Genomic DNA, 15,067 nt, shown 5'->3' on the forward strand with positions numbered 1-15,067 from the left:
GGTGCTCCTGCGCGGCGCCGGTGGGTGAGGATGGGCGCGTGAGGACGAACCCGTGACCACCACCACCCGCTCACCGGCGCTCGGCAGCTCCCTGGACGGCATCGGCGACGAGGAGCGCCGCTCGGCCCTGCGCCGGATGCGGCTGCTGGCCACCGGCCTGCTCGCGCTGGCCGCCGTCGTGTACGCGGTGACGATCGGGCAGGCCGGCGCCTGGGGGTTCGTCAACGCCGCCGCCGAGGCCGCCATGGTCGGCGCCGTGGCGGACTGGTTCGCCGTGACGGCGATCTTCCGGCACCCGTTGCGGCTGCCCGTCCCGCACACCGCGCTGATCCCGCGCCGCAAGGACGCCCTGGGCAAGAGCCTGGAGCAGTTCGTCGCGGAGAACTTCCTCGCCGAGGACGTCGTGCGGGACAAGGTCGTGCGCGCGGGCGTCCCGCGCCGGGTGGGGTCGTGGCTGTCCGAGCGGGGCGGCGCGGCCCGCGTCGTCGAGGAGGGGTCGACCATCCTCACCGGTGCCCTCGGCGTGCTGCGCGACGAGGAGGTCACGGCCGTCATCGACCAGGTCGTGGTCCGCCGGCTCGGCGCGCAGCCGTGGAGCCCGACGCTGGGGCGGTTGCTGGAGGAGGTCGTGCGCGACGGCACCCACCACCCCGTCGTCGACCTCACCCTGGTCGAGGTCCAGACCTGGCTGCGGGGCAACGAGGACCTCGTGCGCCGGCTCGTCACCGAGCGCGCGCCGCTGTGGGTGCCGGACTGGCTGAACGACCGGCTCGGCAAGCGCGTCTACCACGAGGCGCAGAACTGGGTCGACGAGGTGGTCGCCGACCGCGGTCACGCCGGCCGCAAGGCGATCGACGACCTGCTCGAACGCTACGCCGACGCCCTGCAGCACGACCCCGACACCCGGGCCAAGGCCGACGAGTTCCAGCAGCGGCTGCTGAACTCCCCCGGTCTGGCCGACACCGTGGCCGGGTTGTGGTCCAGCGTCCGGGGCTTCCTGCTCGACGCGCTGGCCGACCCGACGAGCTCGTTGCGCGCACGCAGCGAGGAGGCGCTGGTCGACGTCGGGCACCGGCTGGTCGAGGACGAGGTGTTCGCCAAGCGCGTCGAGGGCCTGGTCAGCGACGCCGCCGGCCACGTCGTGCGCCGTTTCGCCCCGGAGCTGGCGACCGTCATCTCCGACACCGTGAACCGGTGGGACGGCGACGACGCGGCCGAGCGCATCGAACTGTTCGTGGGCCGCGACCTGCAGTTCATCCGGATCAACGGGACCGTCGTGGGCGCGCTGGTGGGGTTGTTCATCCACACGGTCACGGTGCTCGTCAGCTGAACTCGTCGTAGCGTCGGCGGGGTGAGCTACGTGAACCCCGGCAGCGAGTACCGGCGCGACCAGCGGTACCTCACGACCCGCATCACCCGCGACGGCCGGGACGGGTGGCCCGTGGAGTCCGGTCGGTACCGGCTGGTCGTCAGCCGGGCCTGCCCGTGGGCGCACCGCGCGGTGATCGTCCGGCGGCTGCTCGGGCTCGAGGACGCGCTGTCGATGGGGATCTGCGGGCCCGTGCACGACGAGCGCAGCTGGACCTTCGACCTCGATCCCGACGGCCGCGACCCGGTGCTCGGCATCGAGCGTCTGCAGCAGGCCTACCTGGCGCGCGACCCGGACTACCCGCTGGGGATCACCGTGCCCGCGGTCGTCGACGTCCCGACGGGGCAGGTGGTGACGAACGACTTCGCGCAGATCACGGTGGACCTGTCCCTGGAGTGGGTGCGGTTCCACCGCCCGGGAGCCCCCGAGCTGTACCCCGAGCACCTGCGCGAGCAGATCGACGAGGTGAACACCGACGTCTTCCGCGACGTGAACAACGGGGTGTACCGCGCGGGCTTCGCCGGCACCCAGGAGGCCTACGAGCGCGCGTACACCCGGCTGTTCACCCGCCTGGACGCCCTGAGCGAGCGGCTGAGCCGGCAACGCTACCTCGTCGGCGACACCCTCACCGAGGCCGACGTCCGGCTGTTCACGACGCTGGCCCGCTTCGACGCGGTCTACCACGGCCACTTCAAGTGCAACCGCTCCAAGCTGTCCGAGCTCCCGGTCCTGTTCGCCTACTTCCGGGACCTGTTCCAGACCCCCGGTTTCGGTGACACGGTCGACCTCGTGCACGTCAAGGAGCACTACTACCGGGTGCACCGGGACATCAACCCGACCGGTGTCGTGCCGCTCGGCCCGGACACCTCGACCTGGTGGGCCCCGCACCACCGCGAGGAACTGGGCGGCCGCCCCTTCGGCGAGGGAACCCCGCCCGGGCCCCTGCCGGCGACCGAGGTCGTGCCGGAGGACCACCGCCCCTGACCGCCGCTGCTCCGACCGGGTGCTCCTGGTCGGGACCGGGCAGCAGGCTCAGGCGGTGGTGGAGGTGGCGGTGGTGCCCGAGATGGTCGCCGAGCCCAGCACGCGCGTCGCGCTGTAGACCGCGACGGTCTGACCGGGGGCGACCCCGGTCAGCGGGGTCCGCAACCTCACCTGCAGGACCTCCCCCACGAGTTCGGCCACGGCCGGGACCGGCTCGCCGTGCGCGCGCACCTGCACGTGCACCTCGACCGGGCCGACGGGGACGGGGCAGTTCCACACCGGGTCGACGGCTTCCAGCGCCGACACCGACAACCGCTCGGCCGGTCCCACCGTCACGGTGCGGCGCACGGGCTCGATGCTCAGCACGTACCGGGGCCGGCCGTCGGGGGCGGGCCGGGAGATCCCCAGCCCCTTGCGCTGCCCGACGGTGAAGCCGTAGGTGCCCGTGTGCGTCCCGAGGACCTGACCGGACTCGTCGACGACCTCCCCGGGCGCCTCGCCGAGCTTGTCGGCCAGGAAACCGCGGGTGTCGCCGTCGGGGATGAAGCAGATGTCGTGGCTGTCGGGCTTGTTCGCCACCGGCAGCCCGCGACGTTCGGCCTCGGCGCGCACCTGCGCCTTGGTGGGGGCGTCACCGAGCGGGAACATCGCGTGGGCGACCTGGTCGGCGTCCAGGACGGCGAGCACGTACGACTGGTCCTTGGCGGCGTCGGCCGCGCGGTGCAGTTCGGCCGTGCCGTCCGGTCCGGTCAGCACCTGGGCGTAGTGGCCGGTGCAGACCGCGTCGAAGCCCAGCGCGATGCCCTTGTCGAGCAGCGCGGCGAACTTGATCCGCTCGTTGCAGCGCACGCACGGGTTCGGGGTGCGGCCGGCGGCGTACTCGGCGACGAAGTCCTCCACCACGTCCTCGACGAAGTCGTCGGACAGGTCCCAGACGTAGAACGGGATCCCGAGCAGGTCGGCGGCGCGGCGGGCGTCGAGGGAGTCCTCGATGGTGCAGCACCCGCGCGAGCCGGTGCGCAGCGTGCCGGGGTTGCGGTTGAGCGCCATGTGCACGCCGACGACCTCGTGCCCGGCGTCGACGGCCCGCGCGGCCGCCACGGCCGAGTCGACGCCACCGCTCATCGCGGCCAGGACACGCATCAGGACACCCCGGGAGTGACGACGGAACGCGTCCTGCGACGCGCCCGGGCGGTGCGCGACCCCGTGGCCCGGCGGGCCCGTTCGACGGCGGGGCCGATGGCCTCCAGCGCGGCGTCGACGTCGGCGTCGGTGGAGTTCCAGCCCAGGGAGAAGCGCAAGGCGCCGGCGGCCTCGGCCTGGGTCAGTCCCATCGCCAGCAGCACGTGGCTGGGCTGCGGAACCCCCGCCTGGCAGGCCGAGCCGGTCGAGCACTCGACCCCGGCGGCGTCCAGCAGGTAGGTCAACGAGTCGCCCTGACAGCCCTCCACGGTGACGTGGGCGTTGCCGGGCAACCGGTCCGGGCCGGGCGCGGCGCCGCGGACCACGGTGCCGGGGACCGCGGTGAGCCCGGCCAGCAGCCGGTCGCGCAGCGCGGCCAGCCGGACCGACTCGGCCGGCCGGCCCTCGACGGCGGCGCGCAGCGCGGCGGCCGTGGCACGGGCGCCGGCGGCGTCGAGGGTGCCCGAGCGGACGCCGAGCTCCTGACCGCCGCCGTGCAGCAGCGGGACGAGCGGGGTGCCGCGGCGCACCAGCAGCGCGCCGGAGCCGACGGGCCCGCCGAACTTGTGCGCCGACAGCGACAGCAGGTCCGCTCCGCACGCGGCGAAGTCCACCGGCAGGTGCCCCACGGCCTGGACGGCGTCGGTGTGCAGCGGCACCCCGGCGGCGTGCGCGAGCTCGGCGGCCCCGGCGACGGGCTGGACGGTGCCGACCTCGTTGTTGGCCCACATCAGGGACACCAGGGCGACGTCGTCACCCAGCGCGCGCTCCAGGGCTCCGAGGTCGGTGCGACCGGTCGCGTCGACGGGCAGCCACGTCACCTCGGCGCCCTCGTGCGCCTGCAGCCACTCCACGCAGTCCAGGACGGCGTGGTGCTCACTGGCGCTCAGCAGGATGCGGCGCCGGCGGGGGTCGGCGTCCCGGCGGGCGCGGAACAGGCCCTTGACGGCCAGGTTGTCGCTCTCGGTGCCCCCGGAGGTCCAGACGACCTCACCGGGGCGGGCCCCCAGGGCTGCGGCGACGGCCTCGCGGCTCTCCTCCACCGCCACGCGGGCCCGGCGACCGGCCGAGTGCAGCGAGGAGGGGTTGGCCGCCCCGAGCGCGGCCTGCTCGAGGTAGGCGTCCAGGGCCTCGGGCCGCAGAGCGGTCGTCGAGGCGTGGTCCAAGTAGGCCCGGGAGTACGCCGTCACGCCCCAAGTGTAAGGAGCCACGCGCGGTCGATCCCGACGGCTGGCAGAGTGGGGCCGGTGCACGTCCCGACCCGCCCAGCGACCCACCTTGAGCCGACCGTCGCGCCCACCCGCAGTCATCCCCTGGGGGTGACGCTCACGGGCGACGGCGCCGACGTGGCGGTGCTGGCGGCCCACGCCGACGCCGTGGAGGTCTGCGTCTTCGACTCCAGCGGCACCGAGACGCGCACGCGGCTGCCCGACGTCGAGCTCGGCGTCTGGCACGGTCACGTCCCCGGCCTGGTCGCCGGATCCCGCTACGGCCTGCGCGTGCACGGGCGCTGGGACCCCGAGCGCGGGCTGCGCCACAACCCGGCCAAGCTGCTGCTGGACCCGTACGCGCGGGGCGTGGAGGGCCAGGTCGCGCTGCGGCCGGAGATCTTCGGGCACACCGTCGGGGAGGACCTGAAGGGTGACCTGGCCGTGCCCGACCCGCGCGACAGCGCCCCGCACGTGCCCCGCGGTGTCGTGCTGGCCGCGATGCCGGAGCCGTTGCGCGTGCGCGAGGACGAGCGTCCCCGCGTGCCGTGGGCCGACACGGTGGTCTACGAGGCGCACGTGCGCGGCCTCACCAAGCGGCTGCCCGAGGTCCCCGAGGACCAGCGCGGCACGTACGCCGCCCTGGGCCACCCGGCCGTGGTGGAGCACCTGACGTCCCTGGGCGTCACGTCGCTGGAACTGCTGCCGATCCACGCCAGCACCTCCGAGATCGCGCTGCGGCAGCGGGGACTGGTCAACTACTGGGGCTACAACACGCTGGCGTTCAACGCCCCGCACCCCGGCTACGCCACCGCGGCCGCGCAGGCCGCCGGGCCCGAGGCGGTCCGCGAGGAGTTCCGCCGGGCCGTGCGGACGCTGCACGCGGCCGGCATCGAGGTGCTGCTCGACGTCGTCTACAACCACACCTGCGAGGAGGGCCCGGACGGCCCGCACCTGTCGCTGCGCGGGCTGGACGACTCCACCTACTACCTGCGCGACGCCGGTGGCCGCCCGTTCGACGTGACCGGCTGCGGCAACTCCCTGGACTTCGCCGAACGCCGCGTCGTGCAGTTCACGCTCGACTCCCTGCGGCACTGGGTCAGCGAGTACGGCATCGACGGTTTCCGGTTCGACCTCATGACGACGCTGGCCCGCGGCCGGGACGGCTACTCCCCCGACCACCCGTTCCTCGTGGCGCTGGGCGCCGACCCCGTCCTGGCCGGCACCAAGCTCGTCGCCGAACCCTGGGACGTCGGACCGTTCGGGTGGCGGACCGGGCAGTTCCCGCCGCCGCTGCACGAGTGGAACGACCGCTACCGCGACGGCGTCCGCCGGTTCTGGCTGACCGACGCGCGCGAGATCGCCCTGGGCCACTCCGCCCCGGTGGCCGCCGGGCGGGGGCTGCGGGAACTGGCCACCCGGTTCGCCGGGTCGGCCGACACCTTCGACGTCCAGCGCGGCCGGCTGACCAGCGTCAACTTCGTCACCGCCCACGACGGTTTCACCCTGGCCGACCTGGTCGCCCACGACCGCAAGCACAACGAGGCCAACGGCGAGGGCAACCGGGACGGCAGCGACTCGGACACCAGCTGGAACCACGGCGTCGAGGGCGAGACCGGCGACCCGCACGTCCTGGAACTGCGCCGGCGCAGCATCCGCAACGTGCTCGCCACGCTCGTGCTGTCCACCGGCGTGCCGATGCTCACGGCCGGGGACGAGTTCGGCCGCAGCCAGGGCGGGAACAACAACGCCTACTGCCAGGACAACGAGGTCAGCTGGATCGACTGGGACCTGCAGGACTGGCAGACCGAGCTGCTCGGTGACGTGCGCGAACTGCTCGCGCTGCGCCAGCGCTACCCCGTGCTGCGCGAGGCCGGGGTCCGCCGCGGTTCCCCCGTGCGCGAGCAGCGTCAGGACCTGCTGTGGTTCTCCGAGGACGGCGGGGAGATGACGGTGGAGAAGTGGCACGAGGCGGACCGGCGCATCCTGCAGGTCCTCCTGGACGGCCGCGACCGCGGCCAGGCCTCGGTGCTCGTCGTCGTCAACGGCGGCCCGCGCCAGCGCGACGTCGTGCTGCCGGAACTCGAGGGCCTGCCGACGTTCCTGCCCCGGTGGAGCAGCACGCCGGACCGGCGCCGCCGCGCGGTCCCGGCGGGCAAGGCGCTGCGTTCGGCGCCGTGGTCGGTGCGGGTGCTGGCCAGCGCGTGATCCCGTTCAGCGCCGTCCGGCGTCGGGTCCCCACTTGGCCAGCACGAGCGTCTCGACGATGCTGACGAGCGTGTAGAGCAGGATCGAGGTGAACGTCACGACCACGACGATCGCCCACAGCTTGCTGTACTGGACCTGCGCGTTGGCGCGGAAGATCTCCGCCCCCAGGCCGGTGCCGGAGAACAGCCACTCGTAGAGCATCGCGCCGATGACCGCGCCCGGCACCGAGATGCGGATCGCGGCGAACAGGTTCGGCAGGGCGCTGGGGACGGCGACCTTGCGCAGCGCCGTCCACTTCGTCCCGCCGTTGACCCGGATCAGGTCGATCGCCTGCGGGGAGGCCGAACGCAAGCCGACGGCGGCGTTGACCAGGACGGGGAAGAACACCACGACGCCGCCGATGGCGGCCTGCCCGCCCAGCCCGCGGCCGAACAGGATGCCGATGAGCGGGGCCATCGCGACCAGCGGCACCGAGCGCAGCAGCATGGCCAGCGGCATGAAGACGAACTCCAGCGGCTTGAGCACCGTGAACAGCGACGCGACGGCGATCGCGGCGACGATGCCGGTGACGAACCCGGTGATCGAGTCGGTCAGCGTGATCGCCAGCGAGTCCCACATCTCCGCCCGGTTGACCGCGGCGTCCTCGTCGGAGAACAGGAACTGCCAGACGTCCAGCGGCCGCTTGCCGACGAAGGAGTCGATGTCGAAGATGCGCAGCAACGCGTACCAGGCGATGACCAGGACGACGCTGGAGATCACCAGGGTCGCCACGGAGACGCCGATGCGCCTGGCGACCGCGCCGGCGACGGAGGCCGAGGCGCGGTTCTCGTGCACCGTGGTGGGTGCGGACGTGGTGGTCGCCATCTACAGGCCTGCCTTTCGTTCGCCCGTGGAGGACCAGGGTGTGAGGAGTCGGGCGAGCAGTCCGATGACCAGGTAGGCCAGGCCCGCCACGGCGCCGGACAGCAGCGCCAGACCCCAGATCTGCGCGTACTGCAGGTTCGTCTGCGCCGCGAGGATCATGATGCCCAACCCGGTGTCGACCCCGCCGATGTACTCCCCGAGCACCGCCCCGAGGAACGCGGCGGGCGCGGCCAGCTTGAGGGCGGCGAACACGTTGGGCAGCGCGGCGATGAGCCGCACCTTGACCAGCGCCGTCCAGCGCGAGCCGCCGTAGGCGGCCACGACGTCCAGGGCGGTGCGGTCGGCGGCGCGCAGACCGAGCAGGCAGCCGACGACCGAGGTGAACACGACGCTCATGGCGGCCAGGAAGATCGACGTCGTGCGCGAGCCCACCGGGGAGACGATGAGGACGATCGGGCCGATCGCGGTCAGCGGGATGCAGTAGGAGATGACCGCGACCTGGTTGGCCGCCCCCTCCAACGGTGGGAGCAGGAGCACGACGACCGCCAGGGCGATGGCGACGAGGTTGCCCCACAGCCAGCCCTGCGCCGCCGAGGAGGTGGTGACCGAGATGTTGGTCCAGTACGTCTGGACGCCGGTGTCGCCCAGCTGCGCCAGCACCGCCCACGGGGTGGGGACGATGCCGGTGCTGCTGAAGAACAGGACGCTGACCAGGCTCCAGAGCACCAGGACGGTGACGGCGCAGATCGCACCGCCGGCCCACCGGGGCAGTTCCCGCACCCGGGGGGCGAGGGTGGACTCGGAGGCCATCAGTGCTCCTCTGCGGCACGGCCGCCGCCGAAGAGGATCTCGGAGAGCCGGTCGTGGTAGGCGTGGAACTCCGGCGTGCGCATCATGTCCGGGGTGCGCGGCCGCGGCAGGTCGATCTCGACGACCTCCACGACCCGGCCCGGGCGCGGGCTCATGACGGCCACGACGTCGGACAGGAAGATCGCCTCGGAGATGCCGTGGGTGACCATGAGGGTGGTGGCCGGCTTCTCGGTCCAGATCCGCAGCAGCTCGACGTTCAGCCGCTGCCGGGTCATGTCGTCGAGGGCACCGAACGGCTCGTCGAGCAGCATCACGCTGGGCTGCACCACGAGGCAGCGCGCGATCGAGACGCGCTGGCGCATGCCGCCGGACAGCTGCGCGGGTTTGGCCTTCTCGAAACCCTTCAGCCCGACGAGCTCGACGAGGTCGTCGACGAGGCCCTTGTCCGGCGTCACACCGGCGACCTCCAGCGGCAGCCGGATGTTCTGCGCGACGGTGCGCCACGGCAGCAGTGCGGAGTCCTGGAACGCGATGCCCAGCTCGTGGGCGCGTTGCAGTTCCCTGGTCGTCAGGCCGTTGACCAGGGCCTGCCCGCCCGAGGGGGTCTCCAGGCCGGCCAGGATCCGCAGGATCGTCGACTTGCCGCAGCCGGAGGGCCCCAGCAGGGACAGGAAGGCGTTCTTGCGGGTGCCCAGATTCGTCTGCTCCAGCGCCAGGACGCTCTTGCGGCCCAGGTCGAAGCGCTTGGTGAGCCCCTGCAGGTTGAAACCCGTCGCCGCCTCCGGGTGGGCCGCCGGATCGGTGGTGGCCGACAGGCTCGACGTGGCGGAAGGGGAGGTGGTGTCGTACGACACGGTCTGGCCTTTCTGGAGGGCGGCGACGGGGTCGGGCAGCTCGGCCGGTGACTCAGCCGGTGATGAGGTCCGGGTTCTCCTGCAGGACCTCGTCGAGGATCGACAGGTCGAACAGCTGCTCGGCGGTGATGTCGGTGCCCATGAGCGCGAGGGCCTCGATGTTCTCCTGGATCAGCGCGTCGGTCATGGTGAACAGACCGTTGGCCCTGGTGTCGTCGGAGACGACGAGCAGGTTCTGCGCCTCGGCCTCCTCGACCTGCTCCTCGAGATCGAGGTCCTGGTCCTTGCCGTAGGTGTTGACGGCCAGTTCCGCCGAGCCCCGCGGGTCGGCCACGGCGTCGTTCCAGCCCTGCAGCTCGGCCTTGAGGAACGCCTTGAGCATGTCGCGGTCGTCGTCGATGGTCGCCTGCAGCACGGTGAAGGTCTCGGCCACGACGGGCAGGCCGTTGTCGGCGAAGCCCAGCGTCACCGGGACGATCGGCGCGCCGTTGACCTCGCGCATGGACAGCAGGATCGGCTCGTTGGTGAGGTAGGCCATGAAGGCGTCGACCTCGCCGGTGACCACGACGGAGGGGTCGTACTGGACCGGGACGATCTCGAAGGTGGACTTGTCGATGCCGTTGGCGGTGCAGAAGCCGTCGAAGATGGTCTCGTTGCCGCCGGTCTGGACACCGATCTTCTTGCCGGCCAGGTCGGCGACGGTGCGGACCGGTCTGCCCTGCTCCATCGAGACCAGGCAGAACGGGTTCTTCTGGAAGGTGCTGCCGATGATCTTCAGGGGCGCGTCCTCGTTGACGATGGCCGGCGCGGTCAGCGTGGGGGCCGACAGGCCGACGTGCGCCTTGCGGGACAGGACCATGGCCTCGGCCGCGGTACCCGCCGAGCCACCGGCCAGCAGGTTGACCTTGGAGAAGCCGGCGTCGGCGTAGTAGCCCTTGCTGTCGGCGAAGTACTCGCCGGCGAACTCGATGTTCTTGATCCACGACAGCTGGATGCTCAGTTCGCCGAAGCCGTCCGAACCGCCCGAGCCGGAGCCCGTCGCGGACTCCGCGTCCTCGCCACCGCAGGCGGTCAGAGCGGCCGTCCCGCCGACGCCCAGCAGGCCGAGCCCGGTGCCGCGCAGGAAGGTGCGGCGCTGGAAGGACGACGACTGGCCGGTGGGTCGCGGGCGACGGTGTTCGTTCATGCGCTGCTCCGTGAAGTGAGGGCTGGCTGTCCGGATCGGACGGCGAGGGGGACGGACCGGGGCGACGGGCGCCGTCGTCGGTCGTGGATCGGCCTGACTGGTGCTGCTCCGGTACTGAACCACCCGATCGCGGCGCGGATGTCACGGTTGTGTGAACCACGTGTTACACGGCCGCCTGACGTGTGACATCCGCATGACGGGAGACTGTGAGCCCGCCGCCTCGCCGGTCGGTCGCGAACCTTTACACGCCGGAAACACCGGTGTGCTCTCATGTGAACCAACTGGTTCAACGAAGGGAGCCCCGTGCCCGACCAGCCCGTGCGCACCATGCACCTGGGAGTCTTCGAGGTCGCCTCGCCGCAGGTCGGCGGGACGCTGTCCTGGTCGCACCCGTACAGCGACTCCGTGCGCCACCGCGAGCAGCAGCACTGGATCGACGTGGCCCAGCTGCTCGAGGCCGCAGGCTTCGACTTCCTCTTCTTCGCCGACGGCTACGGCTACCCCAGCGTCGGCGGCGACCTGCCCGAGGCGGCGGCCCGCGGAGGGCTGAACTTCACCGGCCTCGACCCCATGCTGCTCATCCCGACCCTGGCGCACCACACCTCGCGCCTGGGTTTCGTCGTGACGAGCTCCACGGGGATCGACCACCCGGTCGCCATGGCCCGCCGGTTCGCGACCCTGGACCACCTGACCGGCGGCCGGATCGGGTGGAACATCGTCACCGGTGCCTCCCAGGACACCGTCGCCGGGTTGTTCGGGCACACCGAGCTCACGCAGCACGACACCCGGTACGAGATCGCCGAGGAGTACGTCGACCTGTGCCTGCAGCTGTGGGAGGGCTGCTGGGAGGACGAAGCCCTGGTGCAGGACAAGGAGTCCGGCGTCTTCGCCGACCGCTCGAGACTGCACCGCGTCGAGCACGTCGGCAAGCACTTCCGCTCCTCGGGGTTCTTCACCGTCGTCCCCTCCCCCCAGCGCACCCCCGTCCTGTTCCAGGCCGGCACGTCCACGCGCGGCCGGGAGTTCGCCGCCGGCCAGGCCGAGTGCGTGTTCCTGCAGGGCACGACGCTGCCGCACGCGGCGGCCAACGTCGCCGACATCCGCGCCCGCGCCGCCGCGCACGGCCGCGACCCGCGTTCGGTGAAGGTGCTCGTCGGCGCGACCGTGACGGTCGCCGCCACCCACGACGAGGCCATCGCCCGGCGCGAGGGGTTCCTGGCGATGCAGACCGACGAGGTCGCCTCGGTCATCTACGCCGGCAACACCGGCGTCGACCTGAGCGTCCTGGACCCCGACCGCCCGCTGTCGCAGATCTTCGAGGGCGGCGCCGACGCGCGGATCGGGCAGATGGGGCAGAGCAACATCGACCGGTTCAAGCGCCCGGACGGGAGCTGGCCGCTGGTCCGCGACGTCCTCGACGAACTGCGCGGCCGTGGTACGCGCGGGTTCACGGTCGTGGGCGACCCCGTCGAGGTCGCCGACCAGCTCGAGGAGATCATGGACGTCACCGACGTCGACGGTTTCCTGCTCGAGGCGATCTTCTCGCCCTCGGACCACGAGTTGTTCTGCGAGCTCGTGGTGCCCGAACTGCGCCGTCGCGGCCGGCTGCCCGCCGACCCCGACCGCGCCCCCGGCAGCGGGTCGCTGCGCGAACGGCTCGGCGCGGACTCCCCGCGGGTGCGGGCCGACCACCCGGGCGCGCGCTACGTCCCCGTGCCCACCCCCGCGTGAGTCCGCGTGCGGGCGCAGAACGCCTCCAGCGACCGCGCCTGCACGCGCCCGACGGCGACGTGGTCGCCCGTGAGGATCAACGTCATCTGCAGCCCGCGCCACAACGCGGTCAGCTCGGTGGCAAGGTCCTCGGCCGTCGCGGGCGTCATCCCCTCGCGCACGAAACGCGCCACCGCCGGGCGGTGCCAGGAGGCGATGTCCCCCAGCAACCCGGAGTACCCCGGGTGCGCGGTGGCCTGACCGAAGACCTCGAAGAACAGCCGCAGGAACGGCAGGTGCGCCGGGTCGGCGATCCTCTCCCACACCTGCCGCAGGTCCGCCTCCAGCGGACCCGTGCCGTTCTCGAACTCGGTCCAGGCGTTCTCGAAACCGGGGAACACGTCCCGGGCGACGGCCTGCAGCGCCTCCCCCACGAGGCGTTCCTTGCTGCCGAAGTAGTACAGGAGCATCCGGTTGTTGGAGCCGACCGCGCGGGACAGCCCGCGCAGGGTCAGCGTCGTGACACCGTGGGCCAGGACGTGCTCGGCCACCAGGTGCAGCAACCGGTCCCGCTCCGTCACCGCTCCAGAATAACCAGTCCCAGCGCAGCCACAGGAGGAACCGATGCGTGACCTCGCGGCCCTGCCCAAGGCCCACCTGCACATCCACCTCGAGGGGGCCATGCGCCCGCAGACCCTCGCGGAGTTCGCGAAGGAGGCCGGCGAGGTCGCTCCCCCCACCCGCGGTTTCACCAGCTTCCCGCACTTCGTGGAGATGTACGACGGGGCCGTCGCCTTCATCCGCACCCGGGACCAGCTGGCCCGGGTGATCCGGGAGGTCGTGCAGGACGCCGCCGCCTCCGGTGCGGTCTGGATCGAAGCGCAGGCCAACCCGATGTTCTACGTCCCGCAGTTCGGCACCGCGCAGGAGGTCACCACCTTCATGCTCGAGACGGGTCAGGCCGAGGCCGCCCGGCTCGGCATCGGGTTCGGCATGATGGTGGTCGCGATCCGCAACCTGCCGCCGGCCGAGGCCGAGTCGCTGGCCGTGCTGGCCGGCGAGTTCGCCGGCCGGGGGGTCGTGTCGTTCGGCCTGGCCGCCGACGAGGCGCTGTGGCCGCCGGCGCCGTTCGAGAAGGCGTTCGCCATCGCTCGCGAGGCCGGCCTCAAGTCGACCCCGCACGCCGGCGAACTGCTCGGCCCGGACAGCATCGTCGACGCCCTCGACAAGCTCGGCGCGCAGCGCATCCAGCACGGCGTGCGCGCCGTGGAAGATCCCGAGCTGGTCCGGCGGCTGGCCGCCGAGGGCGTCGTCCTGGACGTCTGCCCCACCTCCAACGTCGAACTGTGGGTCGTGCCCGAGATCGGGGCGCACCCGCTGCCGGCGCTGCTCGAGGCCGGCGTCCGCTGCTCCATCAACGGCGACGACCCGCTGCTGTTCGGCCCCGGCCTGCTGGAGGAGTACGAGACCGCCCGCACCGCGCTGAAGCTGTCGGACGAGCAGCTGGCCGACGTCGCGAAGGCGTCGCTGGAGGGTTCGGCCGCTCCCGCCGACTTCGTCGCCACCCAGGTGGCGGCCGTCGACGCCTGGCTGTCCGCGTGATCCTGGCCGCCGCCTCGACGTCGCGGTACCTGGCCGCGGTCCCCACGACCGAACTGCACTGCCACTTCGCCTCCACCATCCGGCCCGGGCGGCTGGTCGGCTGGGCGCGCGAGCGTGGGGTCGCGCTGCGCACCGACGACCCGGCCGAGCTGGCCCGCTACACGGGGCTGCAGGACTTCCTGGAACTGTTCAACGCTGCGCACGCCGTGTTCCGCTCCGCCGACGACATCGCCCTCGTCGCCTACGAGGGTGTCCGGGCGTGCGTGGCGACGGCGAACCTTCGCTACCGCGAGTACTACGTGAACCCCGACAACTTCGCCGACCTGGGTCTGGGCTGGCCCACCGTGCTGTCCGGGATGGTCGCGGGCCTGACCCGGGCCCGGGAGGAGTTCGGCGTCGGGTTCGGGATCGTGCCGGCGGTCGACCGCTCCCGCGACCTGGCCACCGCGCACGCCATGCTCGACACGGTCCTGGCCAGCCCGCACCCCGCGGTCGTCGGCCTCGGGCAGGACGACCTCGCCGCCGACGGGTACGAGTCGGCGACCGCGTGGGAGCCGGTGTTCCGCCGCGCACGCGAGGCCGGGCTGCGGACCAGCGCGCACGTCGGGGAGATCAGCACCTCCACGGCCGCCTCGGTGGTCGAGGCCGTCGAGGTGCTCGGCCTGGACCGGGTGGACCACGGCTACCACGTGCTGGACGACCCGGCGGTCGTCGAGGCGGCCCGGGCGAGCGGCGTGCACTTCAACTGCACGCCGACGTCGGCCCACCTGCTGTCGGGCTGGGCCCTCGACACCACGCACCCCGTCGCCCGGATGATCGAGGCAGGGCTGCCGGTCAACCTGTCCACCGACGACGAGGTGTTCTTCGACACCAGCCTGAGCGCCGAGTTCGAGCACCTCACCACCGACTTCGGCTTCGGACCCGACGTCGTCGAGGCGGTGTGCCTGAACGGCGTCGAGGCGAGCTTCACCGACGAGGGCACCAAGGAGACGCTGCGCCGGGAGTTCCGGGTCGCCCTCGACGGTGCCCGCGCACTGCTGGACGCTTGACGCACCTGCGGACCACGCAGGTGCGAGCCGGCCCGCCTCAG

The 15,067-nt window shown here is 72.5% G+C and carries 13 protein-coding genes; 6 read left to right on the forward strand and 7 right to left on the reverse strand.

Features of this window, described 5'->3' with window-relative positions; all coding sequences use genetic code 11:
- The first annotated feature begins 52 nt into the window (after window positions 1–52).
- Window positions 53–1,330 (forward strand): DUF445 domain-containing protein, encoded by a 1,278-nt coding sequence (locus ACRYR2_RS11290; protein WP_432562962.1) that lies wholly within the window; start codon window positions 53–55, stop codon window positions 1,328–1,330.
- A 21-nt stretch (window positions 1,331–1,351) separates the two neighbouring features.
- Window positions 1,352–2,353 carry a glutathione S-transferase family protein gene (locus ACRYR2_RS11295; RefSeq protein WP_432562963.1) on the forward strand — a complete coding sequence of 334 codons (1,002 nt, stop codon included), beginning with the start codon at window positions 1,352–1,354 and terminating at the stop codon, window positions 2,351–2,353.
- Window positions 2,354–2,401: 48 nt separating this feature from the next.
- Here ACRYR2_RS11295 and mnmA read toward each other — a convergent pair whose 3' ends face one another.
- Together mnmA and ACRYR2_RS11305 are read right to left on the reverse strand one after the other, a co-directional pair.
- Complete coding sequence (gene mnmA / locus ACRYR2_RS11300) at window positions 2,402–3,496, reverse strand: tRNA 2-thiouridine(34) synthase MnmA (protein ID WP_432562964.1); 1,095 nt, start codon at window positions 3,494–3,496, stop codon at window positions 2,402–2,404.
- Window positions 3,496–4,725 (reverse strand): cysteine desulfurase family protein, encoded by a 1,230-nt coding sequence (locus ACRYR2_RS11305; RefSeq protein WP_432562965.1) that lies wholly within the window; start codon window positions 4,723–4,725, stop codon window positions 3,496–3,498. Before ACRYR2_RS11305 ends, mnmA begins: the two co-directional genes overlap by 1 nt.
- Window positions 4,726–4,854: 129 nt before the next feature.
- Here ACRYR2_RS11305 and glgX point away from each other — a divergent pair, with 129 nt between their 5' ends.
- The gene (glgX, locus tag ACRYR2_RS11310) at window positions 4,855–6,951 is read left to right on the forward strand and encodes a glycogen debranching protein GlgX (protein WP_432562966.1); all 2,097 of its coding nucleotides are present in this window, start codon (window positions 4,855–4,857) and stop codon (window positions 6,949–6,951) included.
- A gap of 6 nt (window positions 6,952–6,957) precedes the next feature.
- Here glgX and ACRYR2_RS11315 read toward each other — a convergent pair whose 3' ends face one another.
- From ACRYR2_RS11315 to ACRYR2_RS11330, 4 genes are all read right to left on the reverse strand, one after another.
- Entirely contained in the window at window positions 6,958–7,815 is an 858-nt protein-coding gene (locus ACRYR2_RS11315) for an ABC transporter permease (protein ID WP_432562967.1), read from the reverse strand.
- Window positions 7,816–8,625, reverse strand: coding sequence for an ABC transporter permease (locus tag ACRYR2_RS11320; RefSeq protein ID WP_432562968.1), 810 nt, complete (start codon window positions 8,623–8,625; stop codon window positions 7,816–7,818). It lies immediately after the preceding gene.
- Complete coding sequence (locus tag ACRYR2_RS11325; RefSeq protein ID WP_432562992.1) at window positions 8,625–9,440, reverse strand: ABC transporter ATP-binding protein; 816 nt, start codon at window positions 9,438–9,440, stop codon at window positions 8,625–8,627. Before ACRYR2_RS11325 ends, ACRYR2_RS11320 begins: the two co-directional genes overlap by 1 nt.
- Window positions 9,441–9,531: 91 nt before the next feature.
- The gene (locus tag ACRYR2_RS11330; RefSeq protein ID WP_432562969.1) at window positions 9,532–10,665 is read right to left on the reverse strand and encodes an ABC transporter substrate-binding protein; all 1,134 of its coding nucleotides are present in this window, start codon (window positions 10,663–10,665) and stop codon (window positions 9,532–9,534) included.
- Window positions 10,666–10,968: 303 nt separating this feature from the next.
- Here ACRYR2_RS11330 and ACRYR2_RS11335 point away from each other — a divergent pair, with 303 nt between their 5' ends.
- Window positions 10,969–12,396, forward strand: a complete 1,428-nt coding sequence (locus ACRYR2_RS11335; RefSeq protein WP_432562970.1) for an NtaA/DmoA family FMN-dependent monooxygenase — start codon at window positions 10,969–10,971, stop codon at window positions 12,394–12,396.
- Here ACRYR2_RS11335 and ACRYR2_RS11340 read toward each other — a convergent pair.
- Entirely contained in the window at window positions 12,369–12,956 is a 588-nt protein-coding gene (locus ACRYR2_RS11340; protein ID WP_432562971.1) for a TetR/AcrR family transcriptional regulator, read from the reverse strand. The two genes, ACRYR2_RS11335 and ACRYR2_RS11340, sit on opposite strands and share 28 nt — an antisense overlap.
- 43 nt (window positions 12,957–12,999) lie before the next feature.
- Here ACRYR2_RS11340 and add point away from each other — a divergent pair, with 43 nt between their 5' ends.
- Window positions 13,000–13,977 carry an adenosine deaminase gene (gene add / locus ACRYR2_RS11345; RefSeq protein ID WP_432562972.1) on the forward strand — a complete coding sequence of 326 codons (978 nt, stop codon included), beginning with the start codon at window positions 13,000–13,002 and terminating at the stop codon, window positions 13,975–13,977.
- On the forward strand, window positions 13,974–15,026 hold the full coding sequence (locus ACRYR2_RS11350) for an adenosine deaminase family protein (protein WP_432562973.1): 1,053 nt from the start codon (window positions 13,974–13,976) through the stop codon (window positions 15,024–15,026). Before add ends, ACRYR2_RS11350 begins: the two co-directional genes overlap by 4 nt.
- Window positions 15,027–15,067: the final 41 nt, after the last annotated feature.

The sequence above is a fragment of the Kineococcus deserti genome (assembly GCF_050871945.1).
Lineage (GTDB): Bacteria > Actinomycetota > Actinomycetes > Actinomycetales > Kineococcaceae > Kineococcus.

Bases quoted from the DNA above. Each gene is read 5' to 3' on its own strand.
- add (WP_432562972.1), top strand. From the start codon at position 13,000: ATGCGTGACCTCGCGGCCCTGCCCAAGGCCCACCTGCACATCCACCTC.
- mnmA (WP_432562964.1), bottom strand. From the start codon at position 3,496: ATGCGTGTCCTGGCCGCGATGAGCGGTGGCGTCGACTCGGCCGTGGCG.
- ACRYR2_RS11330 (WP_432562969.1), bottom strand. From the start codon at position 10,665: ATGAACGAACACCGTCGCCCGCGACCCACCGGCCAGTCGTCGTCCTTC.
- ACRYR2_RS11315 (WP_432562967.1), bottom strand. From the start codon at position 7,815: ATGGCGACCACCACGTCCGCACCCACCACGGTGCACGAGAACCGCGCC.
- ACRYR2_RS11320 (WP_432562968.1), bottom strand. From the start codon at position 8,625: ATGGCCTCCGAGTCCACCCTCGCCCCCCGGGTGCGGGAACTGCCCCGG.